Raw genomic sequence first — 20,416 nt, forward strand, 5'->3', positions numbered from 1 at the left:
AAGTTGTGTACTACGTCCTGTAGTAGTAGGAGGGTCCGTTGAGCCCCCGAATCTCCCCGCTGCGCATCGCCGCGGCCGCCGCCGCGCTGTGCGGGCTCCTCGCCGGCTGCGCCGGGACGGGCGCCGCCGGCAGCGGGCCGGACGGCGGCGACAACCGCTTCATCAGCGGCGACGGGAACGTGACGCGGTACGCGCCCGCCGACCGCAAGAGCGTGCAGGACGTCACCGGGGAGCGCCTCGACGGCGAGCCGTTCAAGCTGTCCGACCTCACGGGCAAGGTCGTCGTCGTCAACTTCTGGGCGTCGTGGTGCGCGCCGTGCCGCGGCGAGGCGCCGTCGCTGGAGCAGGTCTACACCGAGAACAAGGGCAAGGGCGTCGAGTTCGTCGGCGTCAACTTCAAGGACTCCAAGGCCAACGCGAAGGCGTTCGAACGCAAGTTCAAGGTCACCTACCCGAGCCTGTTCGACGCGGACGGCCGGGTCACGCTGGCGTTCCGGGAGGTCCCGCCGAGCGCGATCCCGAGCACGCTCGTCCTCGACCGGCGGGGCCGCGTCGCAGCGCGCGTGATCGGCGCGACGACGTACTCCAAGCTGAACCCCCTCGTCGCCAAGGTCGTCCAGGAGAAGTGAGCGTCAACGAGACGGTCGTCAGCGGGTCGCTGGTGGCGGCGGCGCCGCTGGCGGCCCTCGCCGGGCTCGTCTCGTTCGCCTCCCCGTGCGTCCTGCCGCTGGTCCCCGGCTACCTGTCGTACGTGACCGGGATGACCGGCGCCGACCTCGCCGAGCAGCGGCGCGGGCGGCTCGTCGCCGGCGCGCTGCTGTTCATCGCGGGCTTCAGCGCCGTGTTCGTCAGCTACGGGGTGGTCTTCGGCGGCCTCGGCCGGTGGCTGCTGGAGTACCAGGACACGATCACCCGGGTCCTCGGCGCCGTCACGATCGTGTTCGGGCTCGCGTTCATGGGCTTCGTCCCCGGCCTGCAGCGGACGGTGAAATCGGGGCGGCTGCCGGCGGCGGGGCTCGCCGGCGCGCCGCTCCTCGGCGTGCTGTTCGGGCTCGGCTGGACCCCCTGCATCGGGCCGACCCTCGGCGCCGTGCAGGGCCTCGCGATCACCGAGGCGAGCGCGGCGCGGGGCGCGCTGCTGTCGCTGGCGTACTGTGTCGGACTCGGCCTTCCGTTCGTGCTCACCGCGATCGCCTACCGCAGGGCGCTCGGCGCGTTCGGCGCCGTGAAGCGCCATTACCCCCTGGTCATGCGGGTCGGCGGGGGGATGCTCGTCCTCATCGGGGTGCTGCTCGTGAGCGGCCTGTGGGGGAACCTGACGATCGAGCTGAAGTCGTGGATCAGCGGCTTCGAACCGGTGATTTGAGATGACTGAGACAACGGAAACCGGCACCGAGGCGCCCGCCGCGCGGCAGGCGCCCGAAGAGGTGCCGCGTCCCCGGGGCATCGGGCCGCTCGGCTGGCTGCGCTGGGCCTGGCGCCAGCTGACCACGATGCGCACGGCGCTGATCCTGCTGTTCCTCGTCGCGCTGGGCGCGGTGCCCGGGTCGGTCCTGCCGCAGCGGGGCCAGGCGCCGGAGAAGGTCGTCGCCTACCTGGACGAGCACCGGACGCTGGGCCCCTGGCTCGACAAGCTCTCCATGTTCGACGTGTTCGCCGCGCCCTGGTTCGCGGCGATCTACATCCTGCTGTTCGTCTCGCTGGCCGGCTGCGTGCTGCCGCGTGCGGTCAAGCACTACAGGTCGATGCGGGCCCGCCCGCCGGCGGCGCCCCGCAACCTGGGCCGGCTGCCGCAGCACGCGGAGTACGAGACCGACGCGCCGCCCGAGGACGTCCTCGCCGAGGCCCGCGCGGTGCTGCGCGGGCGCCGGTTCCGGGTGGACGTCTCCGGCGGCGCCGCGTCCGCCGAGAAGGGCTACCTGGGCGAGTCCGGCAACCTGCTGTTCCACCTGGCGCTGCTGGCGCTGCTGTTCGCGCTCGGGCTCGGCAACCTGTTCGGCTACCGGGGGAACGTCCTGCTGATGGAGGGCAAGACGTTCGCCAACTCGCTGAGCCTGTACGACCAGTTCCAGCCGGGGCGGGCGTTCCGGGGCGGGGAGCTGGCCCCGTTCACCATCACGCTCGACGACTTCAAGGCGAAGTACGAGACCCGGGGCGAGAAGCGCGGCATGGGCACCGACTTCGACGCCCGCATCCGCTACCGCACGGCCCCGGACGCCGCGGAGCGGCGCTACGACCTCAAGATCAACCATCCGCTGAAGGTCGGCGGCGCGAAGGTGTACCTGCTCGGCCACGGGTACGCGCCGGTGTTCACCGTCCGCGACGCCAAGGGCAACGTCGCCTTCCAGGACTCCGTGCCGTTCCTGGAGATGGAGCGGCGCAACCTGACGTCCGAGGGCGTCATCAAGGTGCCCGACGCGCAGCCGGACCAGCTCGCCTTCTACGCGATCCTGTGGCCGACCGCGACCGCCAGCGAGGACGGCAGGCAGATCGTCTCGGCGTTCCCCGCGCCGCTCCGCCCCGTCGTCACGATCACCGCGTTCAAGGGCGACATCGGGCTCGACTCCGGCACCCCCCAGTCGGTCTACAAGCTGGAGGGGATCGGCAAGACGCTCCAGCCCGTCAAGGGCGGCCAGAAGCTGCTGGAGCCGGGGGAGACGTTCGAGCTGCCCGGCGGCGCCGGCTCGATCACCTTCGACGGGCTCAAGGAGTGGACGAGCCTGTCGGTCAACCACGACCCCGGGCGCATGCCCGCGCTGATCGCGGCCATCCTCGCCGTCCTCGGCGTGGCGACGTCGTTCATGGTGCGGCGGCGCAGGGTGTGGGTCCGTGCGAGCGCCGGAGAGGGCGGGCGTACGGTGGTGGAGGTCGGCGGCCTCACGCTGGGGAACCCGACCTCGGAGTTCGACGACATCGTGGCCGCGCTGCGCGGTCCGGAGGACGAGCCGGACCCGGAGGACGGGCCCGGCCCTGAGCCCGGTCCAGAGCCCGGTCCAGAGCCCGGCCCCGAACCAGGCGAGAGCGATCCCGACGCCGATCAGGAAGGACGGGTCGGCCCCCGAACCGAAGGAGTGACGAGGTGAGCACTGCCGACCTCGCGAACCTGAGCGACAAGCTCATGCTGACCACCGTCGTGCTGTACATCGTCGCGATGGTCGCCTACGCCGCCGACCTCGGCTTCGGCCGCCGCCGCGAGGCGGCCGTGGCGGAGAAGGCGGAGGAGAAGGCGGAGGCGAAGGTCCTGGTGGGCGCCGCCGGCGCCGAGACCGCCGCGGCCGGCGCCGGCGCCGGCGAGGCGGAGGAGGACGAGAGCGAGCGCCCCCGGATCGACTGGGCCAACCTCGCCGTCCTGCTGAACGTGCTGGGCTGGGGCGCGCACCTCGGCGTCCTGGCGACCCGCGGGCTCGCCGCCGACCGGTGGCCGTGGGGGAACATGTACGAGTTCCTCACCGCCATCTCGTTCGCGGCCGTCACCGCGTTCATGGTCGTGATGCTCCGGTACCGGGCGCGGTTCCTCGGCGCGTTCGTCATGCTGGCCGCGGTCATCGCGCTCGGCGTCGCCAACATCTGGCTCTACGACTCGGTCGGCCCGGTCACCGCCGCGCTCAACTCCTACTGGATCGCCCTGCACGTCACCGCCGCGATCATCGCGACCGGCTCGTTCACGGTCGCGGGCGCCGCCACGATCCTCTACCTGGTGAAGGACCGCGCCGAGTCGCGCGGCGGCGTCGCGGAGGGCGGCGTCCTGGCCCGGCTGCCGGGCATCGAGAGCCTCGACCGGCTGTCCATGCGGGTCACCACGTTCGCCTTCCCGATCTGGACGGCCGCGATCATCATGGGCGCGATCTGGGCCGACCAGGCGTGGGGCCGCTACTGGGGCTGGGACCCCAAGGAGATCTGGTCCTTCATCACCTGGGTGATCTACGCCTCGTACCTGCACGCCCGCGCCACCGCCGGCTGGAAGGGCCGCAAGGCGGCGGTCCTGTCGCTGATCGCGTTCGCCGCGCTGATGTTCAACTTCTTCGGGGTGAACTACATGTTCTCGGGGCTGCACTCCTATGCGTGAGCGGAGCGAGCCGAGGGGCGCGGCGGTTCGCCCTCCCTTGGATGAGCACGCCTGAGGGGGCGAGCGTTACCACGGGGGATGACGGCGTGTCGGGTTCCGGCTTACCCTGCCTCCGGGGGCCCGGTCCGGCGTGTGCGCCGCTCGACGTCCACGGGGCCCGCAGACAGAGGAGCCCGATGCGCTTCAAAGGCGTCCACCGCAAGTCCCGGGAGCAGCGGACCCGGGAGGCGCCGCGCGGCGGCCGGTTCAGGGCCGACGCGGTCCGCGACGAGATCGCCTACGCCCCGTCCCCGCCCGATTCGGGGCAGGTGCGGCCGCGCAGCAACCAGCCGCGCGACCGGTTCGGCCGGTTCCGCAAGGCGGGCCGCGACGACGACTTCGCGGTGAACGGCCCGGACGCGGTGGACGCCGCCGCCGGGAACGGCCGCTTCGCCGGCAGGTTCCGGCCGCGCGGCCCCGGGCGGCCGCGCGCCGGCGACTACTCGTGGCGCGACTTCGAGCTGGACGACGACCGGGTCCGCGTCGAGCCGTACCCGCCGGGCATGCCGCACGCCGCCGACGGGCGGCGCAACTGCGGGGTGCTGGAGAGCGTCCTGTACCGGCAGTGGGACGTGCGGGACGGGCCGCCGACGCCCGAGGTCATCGGCGCCGTGGACAGCCTCGCGTCGCTGCCGGAGCCGCTGAAGGAGAAGCTCGCGGCCGGGCTGGACGGCATCTACGTGGGGCCCGGCGGCGTCCCGCAGCTGGACGACATGGGGCACCTGCGCGACCGCCCGCTGCCGTCCGGCCGCGCCACCTGGGACATCTGCGCCGGCGCGTACGGCGACCGCAAGATCGTCGTGGGGGACCGGCCGTCCCCGACGCCGGACGTGATGCTGCACGAGGTCGGGCACGCCCTCGACGACATCGACGGCGACGACGGCGAGTGGACGTCCGACAGCCCCGCGTTCCGCAAGCTCTACGAGGAGTGCCGGCCGCACCTGGCGAGCGCGTTCCACCGGCAGCCGGACGCGCTCGGCCGCCGCGAGTTCTTCGCCGACGCGTTCGCCGCGATCTCGTCCCGGCAGCGGCCCGCGCTCGTGGATATGCTCGCCGGCAACATCAGGACGGCCCTCGAGGTCATGCTCTTCTTCAACCGCAGGTACGGGATCTAGGACACCGCGATGGCAGACGGCGAGGGTGATCGACGATGTACGTGATCCGGCTCCCCGACGGCACGCTCCGGGTTCCGCACAGCGTCGTCTCCGCGGCGGACGAGTCCGGGCCGGAGGCGCGCGAGGGACGGATCATCGCCGACGCCTACGTCGAGATCGGCCCCGGCGACCCCGACTACGACCGGCTCCTCCGCGAGTCGCTCACCGAGGAGGAACTGGAGGACAGGCGGCGCCGCTGGCGGGACGAGGACGCGGACCTGCTCCGCCGGTTCGAGGAGTGGAAGGGGGACGCGGAGGGCTGAGCGCGGGAACGTCCCCGGTCAGGTGGCCGTTCAGGGAGGCCGGCCGGCATGGCGGTGGTCGGGTGCGATGCCCCGGCCGCCCGGCTGGAGGGACCGGTCCGTGGCGCGGCGGTCCGGGCGGCCAGAGCCTCGTCAGCGGGCCGAATGCTCGGCGACGGGCTCCTCGCCGCGCAGCAGCGCGTGCACCTCGGACTCGCGGAAGCGCCGGTGGCCCCCAGGAGTGCGGATGCTGCTGATCCGGCCCGCGGCGGCCCACCGGGTGACCGTCTTCGGATCGACCCGGAAGAGGGCGGCGACCTCTCCTGGGGTCAGCAGGCGCTCGCTCGTGCTCTCCACGTTTTCTCTCCCCCTTTGTCCCGCTCTCGGCGCGGGTGGACTGTTTAACAGTGTGGCGGGTCAAGACCGATTTCTCCCTTGTTTTCGGAAAAGATCACTGACCGTAGTTTCCCGAGCAGGAGCGATCGCGCTCAGTGTTCGCAACCCGCGGCACAGCGGGCACGCTGACCCCGTTTGACCTGCCATGTCACGGCGGAAACGCGCTCCCGCGCGCCCCTCCGCGGCGCCCGAAGTAGTCTTCGAGACCATGTCCGATCTAGTTTCGCTGCCGGAGATCGAGCGGGCCGCCGAGCGCATCGCGGGCGTCGCCGTGCGGACCCCGCTCGTCCCGTTCCCCCGCGACCCCGTCCCCCCGTCCGGCGGCGAGGGCGAGCCCGCGCTGCTGGTGAAGGCCGAGTCGCTGCAGCCGATCGGCGCGTTCAAGGTGCGCGGCGCCTACGCCGCCATCTCCTCGCTCACCGAGGCCGAGCGCGCGGCCGGGGTGGTGACGCACTCCAGCGGCAACCACGCGCAGGCCGTCGCCTACGCGGCCCGCGCCCTCGGCATCAAGGCCGTCCTGGTCATGCCGCACACGACGCCCGGCGTGAAGGTCGAGCGGTGCATCGCGCTCGGCGCCGAGGTCGTCTACGTCGAGCCGACCGCGCAGGCCCGCGCCGAGACCGCCGGCAAGCTCGCCGCCGCGCACGGCTTCACGATGATCCCGCCCTACGACGACGCGCGGGTGATCGCCGGGCAGGGCACCGCCGGGCTGGAGATCGTCCGGGACCGCCCGGACGTCGACGTCGTGCTCGTCCCGATCAGCGGCGGCGGCCTCATCGCCGGCGTCTCCGCCGCCGTCAAGGCGCTGCGCCCCGAGGCGAAGGTGATCGGCGTCGAACCCGAGCTCGCCGCCGACGCCCGCGACTCGATGGCCGCGGGGCGCCCCGTCTCCTGGGACGCGGAGAAGACCGGCCGCACCATCGCCGACGCGCTCCGCGTCCAGCGGGTCGGCGACCTCCCGTTCGCGCACATGCGGGCGCACGTGGACGGCGTCGTCACCGTCACCGAGGACGAGATCCGCCTGACGATGCGCCGGCTCGCCCGCGAGGCCCGCCTGATCGCCGAACCGGGCGGCGCCGTCGCCACCGCCGCCTACCTCTACCGCCGCGGCGAGCTCCCGGAGGGCGCCGCCTACGTCTCGATCCTCTCCGGCGGCAACGTGGACCCGGCCCTCTTCCTGGACGTCCTGAAGTAGCACCCCGGGGAGAGGCCGCGCGGGACCGGGGTTAACCTCGAAGTGCCATGCGTTCCGTCATCCTCTACACCGTCGCGCGGCTCGCGATCTTCGCGGCGACCGCGGGCGTCCTCGCGCTGTTCGGCGCCCGCGGCTTCCTGCTCGTGCTGCTGGCCCTGCTGATCAGCGGCATCGTGAGCTACGTCCTGCTGTCCGCGCAGCGCGACCGCATGTCCGCCGCCGTGACCCGCGGCTTCCGCGCCCAGCGGGAGAGGTTCGAGAAGGCCGTCACCAAGGAGGACGGGGTCCGCCCCGGCGCCGAGTAGCTCCGGCGGCGAGGGCGGTGCGCGCGGCGGACCGCGCCTCCTTCTAGGGTGGAGGCATGACCCGCGCCTCACTCGACAAGCAGCCCGCCGACGTCGCGGCGATGTTCGACGGCACCGCCGAGCGGTACGACCTGCTGAACACGCTGATGACCGGCGGGCGGGACCGGCGGTGGCGCCGGGAGGTCGTCCGGGCGCTGGAGGTGAAACCGGGCGAGCGCGTCCTCGATCTCGCGGCCGGGACGGGCACGTCCTCGGTGCCGTTCGCGGAGATCGGCGCCGACACGGTCGCCTGCGACTTCTCCCTGGGCATGCTGCGCGTCGGGGTGCGCCGGCAGGCGGGCGTGCGGCGGCTGCGCTTCGTGGCGGGCGACGCGCTGCGGCTGCCGTTCGCGGACGGCTCGTTCGACGCCGTCACCATCTCCTTCGGGCTGCGCAACGTCGCCGACACCGGGAAGGCGCTGCGCGAGCTGCGCAGGGTCGCCAGGCCGGGCGGCCGGCTGCTCGTCTGCGAGGTGAGCCACCCGCCGAACGCGCTGCTCGCGCTCGGCCACCGGGCGCACCTGCGGTACGGGCTGCCGCTGCTGGCGCGGGTCAGTTCCAATCCCGACTCCTACCGCTACCTCGCCGAGTCGACGCTGGCCTGGCCCGACCAGGCCGCGCTGGCGCGGCTCATCCAGGACGCGGGGTGGAGCGGCGTCCGCTGGCGCGACCTCACGTTCGGCGTCGCCGCGCTGCACCACGCCGTCAACCCCGGCTGACCGCCGCGGCCGGTGGCCGGACCGGTCCAAACTCAGACCGACCCGGAAGTACCCACCAGTCGTGATAAAGGAATAGACTCCCCTGTCGGATCCTTGTGAAGTGCTTCACAAGCGAACGAGCTTAAAGAGGAACGCCGTGACCGACTCCACCCGACACGCGGACGTGATCGTCGTCGGGGCAGGCCCCGCCGGATCGTCGACCGCCTACTGGCTCGCGCAGGCGGGCCTGGACGTGTTCCTGCTGGAGAAGGCCACCTTCCCGCGGGAAAAGATCTGCGGCGACGGGCTCACCCCGCGCGCCGTCCGCGCGCTCATCGGCATGGGCGTCGACCTCAACGACCCGGGCTGGGGGCGCAACAGGGGGCTGCGCATCTACGGCGGCGGCGTCAAGGTCGAGCTGCCCTGGCCGGAACTGGCGTCGTTCCCCGACTTCGGGCTCGTCCGCAAGCGCACCGACCTCGACCAGCTGCTCGCGGAGCACGCCGCGAAGGCCGGCGCGCAGCTCCTGCAGGGCTGCAACGTGACCGGTCCCATCCTGGACGACCGCACCGACCGCATCGTCGGCGTCACCGCGCGGCTCGACGGCGAGGAGGTCGAGTTCCGCGCGCCGCTGGTCGTCGCCGCCGACGGCAACTCGACCCGGCTGTCGCTCGCGATGGGGCTGCGGCGCCGCGAGGACCGCCCGATGGGCGTCGCGGTCCGCCGCTACTTCCAGACGCCGCGCCACGACGACGACTTCATGGAGGCGTGGCTCGAACTGTGGGACGGCGAGCGCCTCCTGCCCGGCTACGGCTGGGTGTTCGGCGTCGGCGACGGGACGTCCAACGTCGGGCTCGGCCTCCTCAACACCAGCAAGGCGTTCCAGAGCGTCGACTACCGCGGCATGCTGAAGCGCTGGTGCGCGCAGATGCCGGAGGACTGGCAGTTCGACGAGGAGCACGCGACCTCCAAGATCCGCGGCGCGGCGCTGCCGATGGGCTTCAACCGGCAGCCGCACTACACCCGCGGGATGCTGCTCGTCGGCGACGCCGGCGGCATGATCAACCCGTTCAACGGGGAGGGCATCGACTACGCGCTGGAGTCCGGCCGGCTGGCCGCCGACATCACGGTGCAGGCGCTCGCCCGCCGCACCCCCGCGCAGCGCGAGCGGACGCTCTACGAGTACCCGCGCATCCTGAAGGACGAGCACGGCGGCTACTTCACCCTCGCCCGCCTGTTCGTGCAGGCGATCGGCGACCCGCGCGTCATGAAGTTCCTCACGTCGCACGGCCTGCCGCACCCGACGCTGATGCGCTTCACCCTCAAGCTCCTGGCCAACCTGACCGACCCCAAGGGCGGGGACGCGATGGACCGGGTCATCAACGCGATGCGGAAGGCGGCGCCGGCGGCATGAACGGACGGGCGGCGCGGCCGATCGGATTCAAGCTTCCGCAGGTGAGCGGACTACAGTGCATTACCCGAGCCCCTGAGGGGAGCGCTATTGATCACCTTGGTTAGGGTGGCGGGCCGCGGCCGGCCCGTCCCGTACAGCGTCGTACGTCCCGAGGAGAGGTCGTAGGGATATGGATCTCTATATTCCGATCATCGTGCTCGGTGTGCTCGCCTTCGTCTTCGCCGCGGGCTCGGTGCTGATGGCCGCGTTCACCGGCCCGAAGCGGTGGAACCGCGCCAGGCTGGACTCCTACGAGTGCGGCATCGAGCCGACCCCCCAGCCCGTCGGCGGCGGACGATTTCCGATCAAGTACTACCTGACGGCGATGCTGTTCATCGTCTTCGACATTGAGATCATCTTCCTTTATCCCTGGGCGGTCGCCTTCGACCGGATGGGGCTCTTCGGCCTTGTCGAGATGGTTCTTTTCATCGTCACCGTGCTCGTCGCATACGCCTACATCTGGCGGCGCGGCGGTCTGGAGTGGGACTGACATGGGTCTAGAGGAGAAACTCCCGAGCGGATTCCTGCTGACCACGGTCGAGCAGGTCGCGGGATGGGCGCGCAAGAGCTCGGTGTGGCCGGCGACGTTCGGGCTCGCCTGCTGCGCGATCGAGATGATGGCGACCGGCGACCCCCGGCACGACTTCTCCCGGTGGGGGATGGAGCGCGCCTCGGCGACGCCGCGGCAGGCCGACCTGATGATCGTCGCGGGCCGGGTGAGCCAGAAGATGGCGCCGGTGCTGCGGCAGATCTACGACCAGATGACCGAGCCCAAGTGGGTCATCGCGATGGGCGTGTGCGCCTCGTCCGGCGGCATGTTCAACAACTACGCGATCGTGCAGGGCGTGGACCACATCGTCCCGGTCGACATCTACCTGCCCGGCTGCCCGCCGCGGCCGGAGATGCTGCTGGACGCGATCCTGAAGCTGCACGACAAGATCCAGAACACCAAGCTCGGCGCGCAGCGCGAGAAGCAGATCGCCGAGCTGGAAGAGGCGAAGCGCCGTCGGCTGCCGCTGCTCGGACAGGGGGCCTGACATGAGTTCGCAGCACCCCGAGCAGCAGGCCGAGCAGGCCGCCGACCAGCTCCCGGCGCACGCCGAGGAGGACCGCCGCGAGCAGCCGATCGTCCGCAAGGGCATGTTCGGCGCGAAGACGACCGGCGACACCTCCGGCTACGGCGGCCTCGTCGTCCGGCAGAGCCCGAAGGTGTCGGCGCAGCGCCCGTACGGCGGGCCCGGCGGCGCCGCCGAGCCCGGCGAGTTCGACGAGATCGCCGACGAGCTGGAGCGTGCCTACCCCGACTTCGGGGACGCGATCGAGCGGGTCGTCGTGCACCGCGGCGAGCTGACCTTCCACGTCAAGCGCGAGCGCCTGCGCGAGGTCGCCAAGACCCTGCGGGACGAGCCGTCGCTGCGCTTCGAGCTCTGCTCCGGCGTGTCGGGCGTCCACTACCCGAAGGACGAGGGCGCCGAGCTGCACGCCGTCGTCCACCTGCTGTCGATCACGCACAACCGGCGGGTCCGGCTGGAGGCGAGCTGCCCCGACGCCGACCCGCACGTCCCGTCGCTGGTCCCGGTCTACCCGACGGCCGACTGGCACGAGCGCGAGACGTACGACTTCTTCGGGATCGTCTTCGACGGCCACCCCGCGCTGACCCGCATCGAGATGCCCGACGACTGGGTGGGGCACCCGCAGCGCAAGGACTACCCGCTCGGCGGCATCCCCGTCGAGTACCGAGGAGCGGAGATTCCGCCGCCGGACGAAAGGCGGTCGTACGTATGAGTTCGACGAAGTACACCGAGTACGACGCGTACGCCGCCGAGGAGGCGGCCGAGGGCAAGGTCTTCGACGTCGGCGGGCAGGACTGGGACAAGGTCGTCTCCGCCGCCGAGGACCTGGGCGACGAGCGGCTCGTCGTCAACATGGGTCCGCAGCACCCGTCCACGCACGGCGTGCTCCGGCTGATCCTCACGCTCGACGGTGAGACGGTGAACGAGGCCCGGGTGGGCATCGGCTACCTGCACACCGGCATCGAGAAGAACATGGAGTTCCGCACCTGGACGCAGGGCACCACGTTCTGCACCCGGATGGACTACCTGGCGCCGCTGTTCAACGAGACGGCGTACTGCCTGAGCGTGGAGCGGCTCCTCGGCATCGAGGACAAGATCCCCGAGCGGGCCCAGATCATCCGCGTGATGATGATGGAGCTGAACCGGATCTCCTCGCACCTGGTCGCGATCGCCACGTTCGGGCTGGAGCTCGGCGCGACGACCGTGATGCTGAACGGGTTCATCGAGCGCGAGTACACCCTCGACCTGTTCGAGGAGATCACCGGGCTGCGGATGAACCACGCCTACGTCCGGCCGGGCGGGGTCGCGCAGGACCTGCCGAGCGGCGCCACCAGCAAGATCCGCGACTACCTCGACCGGATGCCGAAGCGGATCCAGGCGCTCCGCAAGCTGCTGGACGAGAACCCGGTCTTCAAGGCGCGCACGCAGGACATCGCGTACCTCGACCTCACCGGGTGCATGGCGCTCGGCGTCACCGGCCCGGTGCTGCGCTCGACCGGCCTCCCGTGGGACCTGCGCAAGTCGCAGCCCTACTGCGGCTACGAGACCTACGAGTTCGACGTCCCGACGCAGGACACCTGCGACGTGTACGGCCGCTACCTCGTCCGGATGGACGAGATGGAGGAGTCGCTGAAGATCGTCGAGCAGTGCCTGGAGCGGCTGCAGGCGGTCAAGGGCCCGGTCATGATCGAGGACAAGAAGATCGGCTGGCCCGCGCAGCTCGCCATCGGCGCGGACGGCATGGGCAACTCGCCCCGGCACATCGCGCACATCATGGGCACCTCGATGGAGGCGCTGATCCACCACTTCAAGCTGGTCACCGAGGGCTTCCGGGTGCCGGCGGGGCAGGCGTACGTGCCGATCGAGTCGCCGCGCGGCGAACTCGGCGCCCACGTGGTCAGCGACGGCGGCACCCGCCCGTACCGGGTGCACTTCCGCGAGCCGTCCTTCGTCAACCTGCAGGCGACCCCGGCGATGAGCGAAGGCGGCATGGTCGCCGACATCATCGCAGCCGTGGCCAGCATCGATCCGGTCATGGGGGGAGTGGACCGATGACATACGAGCCCGACGTACGCCAGCGGCTGGAGCGGGACGCCAAGGAGATCATCGGCCGGTACCCGCGGCCGCGGTCGGCGCTCCTGCCGATGCTGCACCTGGTGCAGTCGGAGGACGGATACGTCACCCAGCGGGGCGTGGAGTTCTGCGCCGAGATGCTCGGCATCACCCCCGCGCAGGTCATGGGCGTCGTCACCTTCTACACGCAGTACAAGCGGGAGCCGGTCGGCGACTACCACGTCGGCGTCTGCACCAACACGCTGTGCGCGGTCATGGGCGGCGACCAGATCTGGGACGAGCTGAGCGCGCACTGCGGGGTCGGCCACGATGAGACCACCCCGGACGGCAAGGTCAGCCTGGAGCGCGTCGAGTGCAACGCGGCCTGCGACTTCGCCCCCGTCGTGATGGTCAACTGGGAGTTCTTCGACAACATGACTCCCGAGAAGGCCAAGCAGCTCGTCGACGACCTCCGGGTCGGCAAGGACGTGCTGCCCTCCCGCGGCCCGAACCGCCTCGCCACCTGGAAGGAGGCGTCGCGCGTGCTGGCCGGCTTCCCGGACGGGCTCGCCGGCGAGGGCGTCCAGGCCGGGCCGCAGTCGCTGGTCGGCCTGAAGATCGCGCAGGAGCGCGGCTGGACGGCGCCGCCCGCCGGCGCCGACCGCGAGCGGCCCGACGAGCCGGTCAAGCCGGGCGAGGTCACCGACCCGCCCCCGAACGAGCCCGGAAAGCCCATCGGCGGCGACGTCAAGCCGGGCAGCCAGGAGGGACGGAACAAGTGACCACGCTGACCCCCGTCCTCACCAGGAACTGGGACAAGGCCGACTCGTTCACCCGCGCCGGCTACGAGCGCGACGGCGGCTACCGGGCGCTGCGCAAGGCGCTGCGGATGGAGCCGGACGAGATCGTCCAGGCCGTCAAGGACTCCGGCCTCCGCGGGCGCGGCGGCGCCGGGTTCCCCACCGGCATGAAGTGGGGCTTCCTGCCGCCGTCCAGCCCGAACCCGCGGTACCTCGTCGTCAACGCCGACGAGTCCGAGCCGGGCACGTGCAAGGACATCCCGCTGATGATGGCGAACCCGCACGTCCTCATCGAGGGCGTCATCATCAGCGCGTACGCCATCAAGTCGAACCAGGCGTTCATCTACGTGCGCGGCGAGGTCCTGCACGTGATCCGCCGCCTGCAGCAGGCGGTCGCAGAGGCGTACGAGGCCGGGTACATCGGCAAGGACATCCTCGGCTCCGGCTACGACCTGGACGTGGTCGTGCACTGCGGCGCCGGCGCCTACATCTGCGGCGAGGAGACGGCGCTGCTGGACTCCCTGGAGGGGTTCCGCGGCCAGCCCAGGCTGAAGCCCCCCTTCCCCGCCGTCGCGGGCCTCTACGGCGGACCCACCGTCATCAACAACGTCGAGTCGATCTCCTCGGTTCCCTCGATCGTCGAGAACGGGCCCGAGTGGTTCGCCTCGATGGGCACCGAGAAGTCGCAGGGCTTCGGGATCTTCTCGCTGTCCGGGCACGTCAAGCGGCCCGGCCAGTACGAGGCGCCGCTCGGCATCACGCTGCGGGAGCTGCTCGACATGGCGGGCGGCATCCGCGGGGGGCACCGGCTGAAGTTCTGGACGCCCGGCGGGTCGTCCACCCCGATCTTCACCGACGAGCACCTGGACGTCCCGCTGGACTTCGAGTCCGTCGGCGCCGCCGGGTCCATGCTCGGCACCCGGGCGCTGCAGATCTTCGACGAGACGACCTGCGTGGTGCGGGCCGTCCAGCGCTGGTCGGAGTTCTACGCGCACGAGTCGTGCGGCAAGTGCACGCCGTGCCGCGAGGGCACCTACTGGTACAAGCAGATGTTCGCGCGGCTGGAAGCGGGCGAGGGCACCGACGAGGACCTGGAGACCCTGCTGGACATCTCCGACAACATCCTCGGCCGCGCGTTCTGCGCCCTCGGCGACGGCGCCACCAGCCCGGTCGTGTCGTCCATCAAGCTGTTCCGGGACGAGTACCTCCAGCACTTCGAGCAGGGCGGCTGCCCGTTCGACCCGGCCAAGTCCACCCTCTGGGGAGGTGCCAAGTGACCGTCACCGACGACAAGTCGGCGGTGGAGAAGCGTGAGGAGATGGTCTCCTGCACCATCGACGGCTTCGAGATCGAAGTGCCCAAGGGCACGCTGATCATCCGGGCCGCCGAGCTGCTCGGCATCCAGATCCCCCGGTTCTGCGAGCACCCGCTGCTCGACCCGATCGGCGCGTGCCGGCAGTGCCTGGTGGAGATCCCGGACGCGGGCAACGGCCGCGGGATGCCGAAGCCGCAGGCGTCCTGCACCACCGCCGTGATGCCGGGCATGGTCGTGAAGACCCAGCTCACCTCGCCGGTGGCCGACAAGGCCCAGCACGGCATCATGGAGTTCCTGCTCATCAACCACCCGCTGGACTGCCCGATCTGCGACAAGGGCGGCGAGTGCCCGCTGCAGAACCAGGCCATGTCCAACGGGCGCGGCGAGACCCGCTTCACCGGGACCAAGCGGACCTGGCCGAAGCCGATCCCGCTGTCCAGCCAGGTGCTCCTCGACCGGGAGCGGTGCATCCAGTGCACCCGCTGCACCCGGTTCTCCGAGCAGATCGCCGGCGACCCGTTCATCGACCTGTTCGCGCGCGGCGCGAAGGAGGAGGTCGGGACCGCCGACGGCAACCCGTTCCACTCCTACTTCTCCGGCAACACGGTGCAGATCTGCCCGGTGGGAGCGCTCACCGGCACCGCCTACCGGTTCCGGTCCCGGCCGTTCGACCTGGTGTCGCAGCCGAGCGTCTGCGAGCACTGCGCGTCCGGCTGCGGGCTGCGCACCGACCACCGGCGCGGGAAGGTCACCCGCCGGCTGGCCGGGGACGAGCCGCAGGTCAACGAGGAGTGGAACTGCGACAAGGGCCGCTGGGCGTTCACCTACGCCACGCAGCCGGACCGGCTCACCACCCCGCTCGTCCGCAACGAGGACGGGGTGCTGGAGCCTGCGTCGTGGCCCGAGGCGCTGACCATCGCGGCGCGGGGCCTCGCCGCGGCGCGCGGCTCGGCCGGGGTGCTCACCGGCGGCCGCGTCACCCTTGAGGACGCCTACGCCTACGCCAAGTTCGCCCGGGTCGCGCTCGGCACCAACGACGTCGACTTCCGGGCCCGGCCGCTGTCGGACGAGGAGTCGCAGTTCCTCGCCTCGTCGGTCGCGGGACGCTCCATCGAGGTCTCCTACGCCGACCTGGAGAAGGCGCCCGTCGTCGTCCTCGCCGGCTTCGAGCCGGAGGAGGAGTCGCCGATCGTGTTCCTGCGGCTCCGCAAGGCGTTCCGCAAGAACGGGCTGCCGGTGTACGCCGCCGCCCCGTTCGCGACCCGCGGGCTGACCAAGGTCGGCGGCACGCTGCTGCCGACCCCGCCCGGCGCGGAGGCCGAGACGCTCGGCTCCCTCATCGGGGACGCCGACCGCGCCGACGTCCGGACGCTGCTGGAGACGCCCGGCGCCGTCATCCTCGTCGGCGAGCGGCTCGCCACCAGCCCCGGGGCGCTGACCGCGGCGGTCCGGCTCGCGCAGGTCACCGGCGCCCGGCTGGCGTGGGTGCCGCGCCGGGCCGGGGAGCGCGGCGCGCTCGAGGCCGGGGCGCTGCCCGGCCTGCTGCCGATCGGCCGCCCGGTCACCGACCCCGCCGCGCGCGCCGAGGTCGCCCGCACCTGGGGCGTCGCGGAGCTGCCCGCCGGGCCCGGCGAGGACACCGCCGGCATCATCGCGGCGGCGGCGCAGGGCCGGCGCGGCGCGCTGCTCGTCGGCGGCGTCGACCCCTACGACCTGCCCGACCCGGAGGCGATGCTGCGGGCGCTGGAGGCCACCCCGTTCGTGGTGAGCCTGGAGCAGCGCCCGTCCGCGGTCACCGACCGAGCCGACGTGGTGCTCCCCGTCGCGGCCGTCGCGGAGAAGTCCGGGACGTTCGTCGACTGGGAGGGCCGCGGCCGCCCGTTCGACATCGCGCTGAAGTCGGCCGGGAAGCTGCCGGACCTGCGGGTCCTGGACGCGCTCGCCGACGAGATGGACGTCCACCTGGGCCTGCCCGGCCCGGAGGCGGCCCGCCGCGAGCTCACCGAGCTCGGCGCCTACCGCGGCGAGCGCCCGGAGCCGCCCAACGTGGCGCAGGAGCTGCCGCCGCACCCCGAGCAGGGCGAGGCGCTGCTCGCGACGTGGCGGCTGCTGCTGGACCGGGGCCGCCTGCAGGACGGGGAGCCGTTCCTCGCGGGCACCGCCAAGCCGGCGGTCGCCCGGCTGTCGCCCGCGACGGCCGCGGAGATCGGCGCGACCGACGCGGTGACCGTGTCGGGGGCGCGCGGCGAGGTGACGCTCCCGCTGGAGATCACCCCGGACATGCCCGACCGGGTGGTGTGGCTGCCGACGAACTCGGCCGGCTGCGCCCTCTACCGGGATCTGGGCACGGCCGCGGGCGACGTCGTCAAGATCGCGAGCGGGGTGCTCGCGACCGCGACCGAGATCGCTGGAGGCACCGAATGAGTCCCCTCGCCGCTGCCCCGGCGGCCGACCCGTCGCTGCAGGACTTCGGCAAAGACCCGTGGTGGCTGATCGGCGGCAAGGTCGTCGTCATCTTCGCGTTCCTCGTCGTGACCGTGCTGCTCACGATGTGGATCGAGCGCCGCGTCATCGGGCGGATGCAGCTGCGCGTCGGCCCGAACCGCGCCGGGCCCTTCGGCCTGCTGCAGGGCCTCGCCGACGGCGTCAAGCTGGCGCTGAAGGAGGACATCATCCCCCGCCAGGTGGACAAGGTGGTGTTCATCCTGGCACCGGTGATGGCGGCGGTGCCGGCGTTCATCTCGTTCATCATCATCCCGTTCGGGCCGACGGTGTCGATCTTCGGGCACCAGACGGCGCTGCAGGGCACCGACCTGCCGGTCGCGGTCCTGCTGGTCCTCGCGATGTCGTCGATGGGGATCTACGGGGTGGTGCTGGCCGGCTGGTCGTCGATGTCGCCGTACTCGCTGCTCGGCGGGCTCCGCTCGTCCGCGCAGATGATCTCCTACGAGATCGCGATGGGGCTGTCGTTCGTCGCGGTGTTCATGTTCGCCGGCTCGATGTCCACCTCGGAGATCGTCGCCAAGCAGCACGACACCTGGTTCGTGGTGCTGCTGGCCCCGTCCTTCGTGATCTACGTGATCACGATGATGGGCGAGTCGAACCGCATCCCGTTCGACCTGCCCGAGGGCGAGGGCGAGATCGTCGGCGGCTTCCACACCGAGTACTCGTCGCTGAAGTTCGCGATGTTCTTCCTCGCCGAGTACATCAACCTCACCACCCTGTCGGCGCTCGCCACCACGCTGTTCCTCGGCGGCTGGCGCGCGCCCGCGCCGATCTCCACCGTCTGGGCGGGGGCCAACTCCGGCTGGTGGCCGGTGCTGTGGTTCCTGATCAAGATCTTCCTGTTCATCTTCTTCTTCATCTGGCTGCGCGGCACGCTGCCGCGGGTCCGCTACGACCAGCTGATGCGCCTCGGCTGGAAGGTGCTGATCCCGGTGTCGCTCGGCTGGATCCTGCTGGTCGCGGCGATCCGCGCCCTCCGCGGCGAGGGCTACGACACCCGGGAGATCGCCATCGCCACCGCGGTGGTGGCGGCGGTCGTGCTGGTCGCGACGGTGCTGTGGGAGATGCTCCGGGGCGGCGAGGACGAGAAGGAGATCGTCCCCGGCGCGGCCCAGGGCGAGGGGACCGACCCGGCCGCGGGCGGGTTCCCGGTGCCGCCGCTGGACGCGCCGCACTACCACGGCCGCGCCCGCGAGCCGGCCGCCCGGCCCGCCACGATCGAAACGTCCTCCGAGGAGGTCACCAGTGGGTCTCACTGATTTCCTGAACCCGGTCAAGGGGTTCGGGGTCTCGTTCCACCAGATGTTCATGAAGAGCGAGACCGTCCAGTACCCGGAGGTGAAGAAGCCGACCGCCCCGCGCTTCCACGGCCGGCACCAGCTGAACCGCTGGCCGGACGGCCTGGAGAAGTGCATCGGCTGCGAGCTGTGCGCGTGGGCCTGCCCGGCGGACGCCATCTTCGTCGAGGGCGCCGACAACACCGAGGACGAGCGGTACTCGCCCGGTGAGCGGTACGGCCGCACCTACCAGATCAACTACCTGCGCTGCATCCTCTGCGGGCTCTGCATCGAGGCGTGCCCCACCCGGGCGCTCACGATGACGAACGAGTACGAGCTCGCCGACGACAGCCGGGAGAGCCTGATCTACACCAAGGAGATGCTGCTGGCGCCGCTGCGCGAGGGCATGGAGGCGCCGCCGCACGAGATGCGGCTCGGCGACACCGAGGAGGACTACTACCGCCTCGGCCTCCAGTCCGACGAGGCGGCGGGCTCCGCCGAGACGCCCTCGGCCCCGAGAGTGCCGTCCGAGGGCGGCGGCCGGGCGAGCGCCGACAACGCGGTGAAGGCGGAGAAGCGCCGCAAGGGCGGTGAGGGCGAATGAACACCGCCGTCATCGCCGCCGAGGTCGCGGACAAGCAGTCCGGCGAGCCGTTCTTCTTCTGGCTGCTCGCCGTCGTCTCGGTGCTCGGCGCGCTCGGAATGATCTTCATGCGGAAGGCGGTGCACTCGGCGCTGCTGCTGGCGACCGTGATGCTCTCCCTCGCCGCGCTGTACGCGATCCAGAACGCGCCGTTCCTGGCGTTCGTCCAGGTGATCGTGTACACCGGCGCCGTGCTGATGCTGTTCCTGTTCGTGATGATGGTCGTCGGGGTCAGCTCCACCGACTCGCTGGTGGAGACGATCCGGGGGCAGCGCTTCTGGGGCGTGATCGCCGCGATCGGGTTCATCGCCCTGCTGACCGCGGGCATCGGCAACGCCGCCCTCGACGACTCGGCGGGCCTCGCCCAGGCCAACGCCGAGGGCAACGTGTTCGGCCTGGCGCAACTGCTGTTCTCCAAGTACGTGTTCGCGTTCGAGGCGACCAGCGCGCTGCTGATCACCGCGGCGCTCGGCGCGATGGTGCTGGCGCACCGGGAGCGCACCGAGCCGAAGAAGACGCAGAAGGACCTGTCCAAGGGCCGCTTCCTCACCGGCGAGCACCCGGGCCCGCTGCCGGGCCCCGGCACCTACGCCCGGCACAACGCCGTCGACATGCCGGCGCTGCTGCCGGACGGCACGCCGTCGGAGCTGTCGATCAACCCGGTCATCGCGGCCCGCACCGACACCGCCGAGCGGCACGCCGACCTGTACGGCGGCACCGAGGAGGAGGCGCTCGAACAGGACGTGGCCGCGGTCAAGGCGGTCACCGCAGAGGCCGAAGAGGCCGACGCCGAGTCGCGCTCCGTGAAGTCGGGGACGCCGGCCGCGGGCGGCGGCGCGAACGAAGGCGAGGCTGGTCAATGAGTCCGGGGCACTACCTGGCGCTCTCGGCGATCCTGTTCACCATCGGAGCGCTCGGCGTCCTCGTGCGCCGCAACGCGATCGTGGTGTTCATGTGCATCGAGCTGATGCTGAACGCGGCGAACCTGGCGTTCATCTCGTTCTCCCGCATGCACGGCAACCTCGACGGCCAGATCATCGCGTTCTTCGTGATGGTGGTGGCCGCCGCGGAGGTCGTGGTGGGCCTGGCGATCATCATGACCATCTTCCGGACCCGCAGGTCCTCGTCGGTCGACGACGCGAACCTGCTGAAGTACTGAGAGGT

The 20,416-nt window shown here is 71.5% G+C and carries 22 protein-coding genes; 21 read left to right on the forward strand and 1 reads right to left on the reverse strand.

The window, feature by feature from the left end; all coding sequences use genetic code 11:
* Positions 1–38: 38 nt before the first annotated feature.
* The 6 genes from ABTW95_RS10840 to ABTW95_RS10865 all read left to right on the forward strand — a co-directional run bounded on the left by ABTW95_RS10840 (position 39) and on the right by ABTW95_RS10865 (position 5,522).
* The gene (locus tag ABTW95_RS10840) at positions 39–629 is read left to right on the forward strand and encodes a TlpA family protein disulfide reductase (RefSeq protein WP_500226166.1); all 591 of its coding nucleotides are present in this window, start codon (positions 39–41) and stop codon (positions 627–629) included.
* Positions 626–1,366 (forward strand): cytochrome c biogenesis CcdA family protein, encoded by a 741-nt coding sequence (locus ABTW95_RS10845; protein WP_500226167.1) that lies wholly within the window; start codon positions 626–628, stop codon positions 1,364–1,366. The genes ABTW95_RS10840 and ABTW95_RS10845 overlap by 4 nt, the downstream gene beginning before the upstream one ends.
* 1 nt (position 1,367) lies before the next feature.
* Positions 1,368–3,083 (forward strand): cytochrome c biogenesis protein ResB, encoded by a 1,716-nt coding sequence (gene resB / locus ABTW95_RS10850; RefSeq protein WP_500226168.1) that lies wholly within the window; start codon positions 1,368–1,370, stop codon positions 3,081–3,083.
* Entirely contained in the window at positions 3,080–4,066 is a 987-nt protein-coding gene (gene ccsB, locus ABTW95_RS10855) for a c-type cytochrome biogenesis protein CcsB (protein ID WP_396446285.1), read from the forward strand. Before resB ends, ccsB begins: the two co-directional genes overlap by 4 nt.
* Before the next feature lie 176 nt (positions 4,067–4,242).
* Positions 4,243–5,220, forward strand: coding sequence for a hypothetical protein (locus ABTW95_RS10860; RefSeq protein ID WP_500226169.1), 978 nt, complete (start codon positions 4,243–4,245; stop codon positions 5,218–5,220).
* 35 nt (positions 5,221–5,255) lie between these two features.
* Complete coding sequence (locus ABTW95_RS10865) at positions 5,256–5,522, forward strand: hypothetical protein (protein WP_396446287.1); 267 nt, start codon at positions 5,256–5,258, stop codon at positions 5,520–5,522.
* A gap of 132 nt (positions 5,523–5,654) precedes the next feature.
* Here ABTW95_RS10865 and ABTW95_RS10870 read toward each other — a convergent pair whose 3' ends face one another.
* Positions 5,655–5,858 carry a BldC family transcriptional regulator gene (locus tag ABTW95_RS10870; protein ID WP_021593176.1) on the reverse strand — a complete coding sequence of 68 codons (204 nt, stop codon included), beginning with the start codon at positions 5,856–5,858 and terminating at the stop codon, positions 5,655–5,657.
* A gap of 247 nt (positions 5,859–6,105) precedes the next feature.
* Between ABTW95_RS10870 and ABTW95_RS10875 the strand changes: the two genes are divergently transcribed.
* The 15 genes from ABTW95_RS10875 to nuoK all read left to right on the forward strand — a co-directional run bounded on the left by ABTW95_RS10875 (position 6,106) and on the right by nuoK (position 20,411).
* On the forward strand, positions 6,106–7,092 hold the full coding sequence (locus ABTW95_RS10875) for a threonine ammonia-lyase (RefSeq protein ID WP_396446288.1): 987 nt from the start codon (positions 6,106–6,108) through the stop codon (positions 7,090–7,092).
* Positions 7,093–7,139: 47 nt separating this feature from the next.
* Complete coding sequence (locus ABTW95_RS10880; RefSeq protein ID WP_396446289.1) at positions 7,140–7,397, forward strand: DUF4229 domain-containing protein; 258 nt, start codon at positions 7,140–7,142, stop codon at positions 7,395–7,397.
* 56 nt (positions 7,398–7,453) lie between these two features.
* Positions 7,454–8,155, forward strand: a complete 702-nt coding sequence (locus ABTW95_RS10885) for a demethylmenaquinone methyltransferase (RefSeq protein WP_396446290.1) — start codon at positions 7,454–7,456, stop codon at positions 8,153–8,155.
* A 136-nt stretch (positions 8,156–8,291) separates the two neighbouring features.
* A complete protein-coding gene (locus ABTW95_RS10890) occupies positions 8,292–9,548 on the forward strand; it encodes a geranylgeranyl reductase family protein (protein WP_500226170.1) in 1,257 nt (418 codons plus the stop codon).
* A 169-nt stretch (positions 9,549–9,717) separates the two neighbouring features.
* Positions 9,718–10,077 carry an NADH-quinone oxidoreductase subunit A gene (locus tag ABTW95_RS10895; protein ID WP_500226171.1) on the forward strand — a complete coding sequence of 120 codons (360 nt, stop codon included), beginning with the start codon at positions 9,718–9,720 and terminating at the stop codon, positions 10,075–10,077.
* A gap of 1 nt (position 10,078) precedes the next feature.
* On the forward strand, positions 10,079–10,624 hold the full coding sequence (locus tag ABTW95_RS10900; RefSeq protein ID WP_396446293.1) for a NuoB/complex I 20 kDa subunit family protein: 546 nt from the start codon (positions 10,079–10,081) through the stop codon (positions 10,622–10,624).
* 1 nt (position 10,625) lies between these two features.
* Entirely contained in the window at positions 10,626–11,372 is a 747-nt protein-coding gene (locus ABTW95_RS10905) for an NADH-quinone oxidoreductase subunit C (RefSeq protein ID WP_396446294.1), read from the forward strand.
* Positions 11,369–12,715 (forward strand): NADH-quinone oxidoreductase subunit D, encoded by a 1,347-nt coding sequence (locus ABTW95_RS10910; protein WP_500226172.1) that lies wholly within the window; start codon positions 11,369–11,371, stop codon positions 12,713–12,715. The genes ABTW95_RS10905 and ABTW95_RS10910 overlap by 4 nt, the downstream gene beginning before the upstream one ends.
* Positions 12,712–13,494 (forward strand): NADH-quinone oxidoreductase subunit NuoE, encoded by a 783-nt coding sequence (gene nuoE / locus ABTW95_RS10915; protein WP_500226173.1) that lies wholly within the window; start codon positions 12,712–12,714, stop codon positions 13,492–13,494. The genes ABTW95_RS10910 and nuoE overlap by 4 nt, the downstream gene beginning before the upstream one ends.
* The gene (nuoF, locus tag ABTW95_RS10920) at positions 13,491–14,789 is read left to right on the forward strand and encodes an NADH-quinone oxidoreductase subunit NuoF (protein ID WP_500226174.1); all 1,299 of its coding nucleotides are present in this window, start codon (positions 13,491–13,493) and stop codon (positions 14,787–14,789) included. The genes nuoE and nuoF overlap by 4 nt, the downstream gene beginning before the upstream one ends.
* Positions 14,786–17,251, forward strand: coding sequence for an NADH-quinone oxidoreductase subunit G (locus ABTW95_RS10925; RefSeq protein ID WP_500226175.1), 2,466 nt, complete (start codon positions 14,786–14,788; stop codon positions 17,249–17,251). The genes nuoF and ABTW95_RS10925 overlap by 4 nt, the downstream gene beginning before the upstream one ends.
* Positions 17,248–18,591 carry an NADH-quinone oxidoreductase subunit NuoH gene (gene nuoH / locus ABTW95_RS10930; protein ID WP_396446299.1) on the forward strand — a complete coding sequence of 448 codons (1,344 nt, stop codon included), beginning with the start codon at positions 17,248–17,250 and terminating at the stop codon, positions 18,589–18,591. The genes ABTW95_RS10925 and nuoH overlap by 4 nt, the downstream gene beginning before the upstream one ends.
* On the forward strand, positions 18,578–19,213 hold the full coding sequence (gene nuoI, locus ABTW95_RS10935; RefSeq protein WP_396446300.1) for an NADH-quinone oxidoreductase subunit NuoI: 636 nt from the start codon (positions 18,578–18,580) through the stop codon (positions 19,211–19,213). Before nuoH ends, nuoI begins: the two co-directional genes overlap by 14 nt.
* Positions 19,210–20,115: an NADH-quinone oxidoreductase subunit J gene (locus ABTW95_RS10940; RefSeq protein ID WP_500226176.1), complete on the forward strand. Its 906-nt coding sequence runs from the start codon at positions 19,210–19,212 to the stop codon at positions 20,113–20,115. The genes nuoI and ABTW95_RS10940 overlap by 4 nt, the downstream gene beginning before the upstream one ends.
* Complete coding sequence (gene nuoK, locus ABTW95_RS10945; protein WP_396446302.1) at positions 20,112–20,411, forward strand: NADH-quinone oxidoreductase subunit NuoK; 300 nt, start codon at positions 20,112–20,114, stop codon at positions 20,409–20,411. The genes ABTW95_RS10940 and nuoK overlap by 4 nt, the downstream gene beginning before the upstream one ends.
* Positions 20,412–20,416: the final 5 nt, after the last annotated feature.

Origin of the sequence: Spirillospora sp. NPDC127506 (genome assembly GCF_040302145.1) — a bacterium.
In the GTDB taxonomy this organism is placed as follows: Bacteria; Actinomycetota; Actinomycetes; order Streptosporangiales; family Streptosporangiaceae; genus Spirillospora.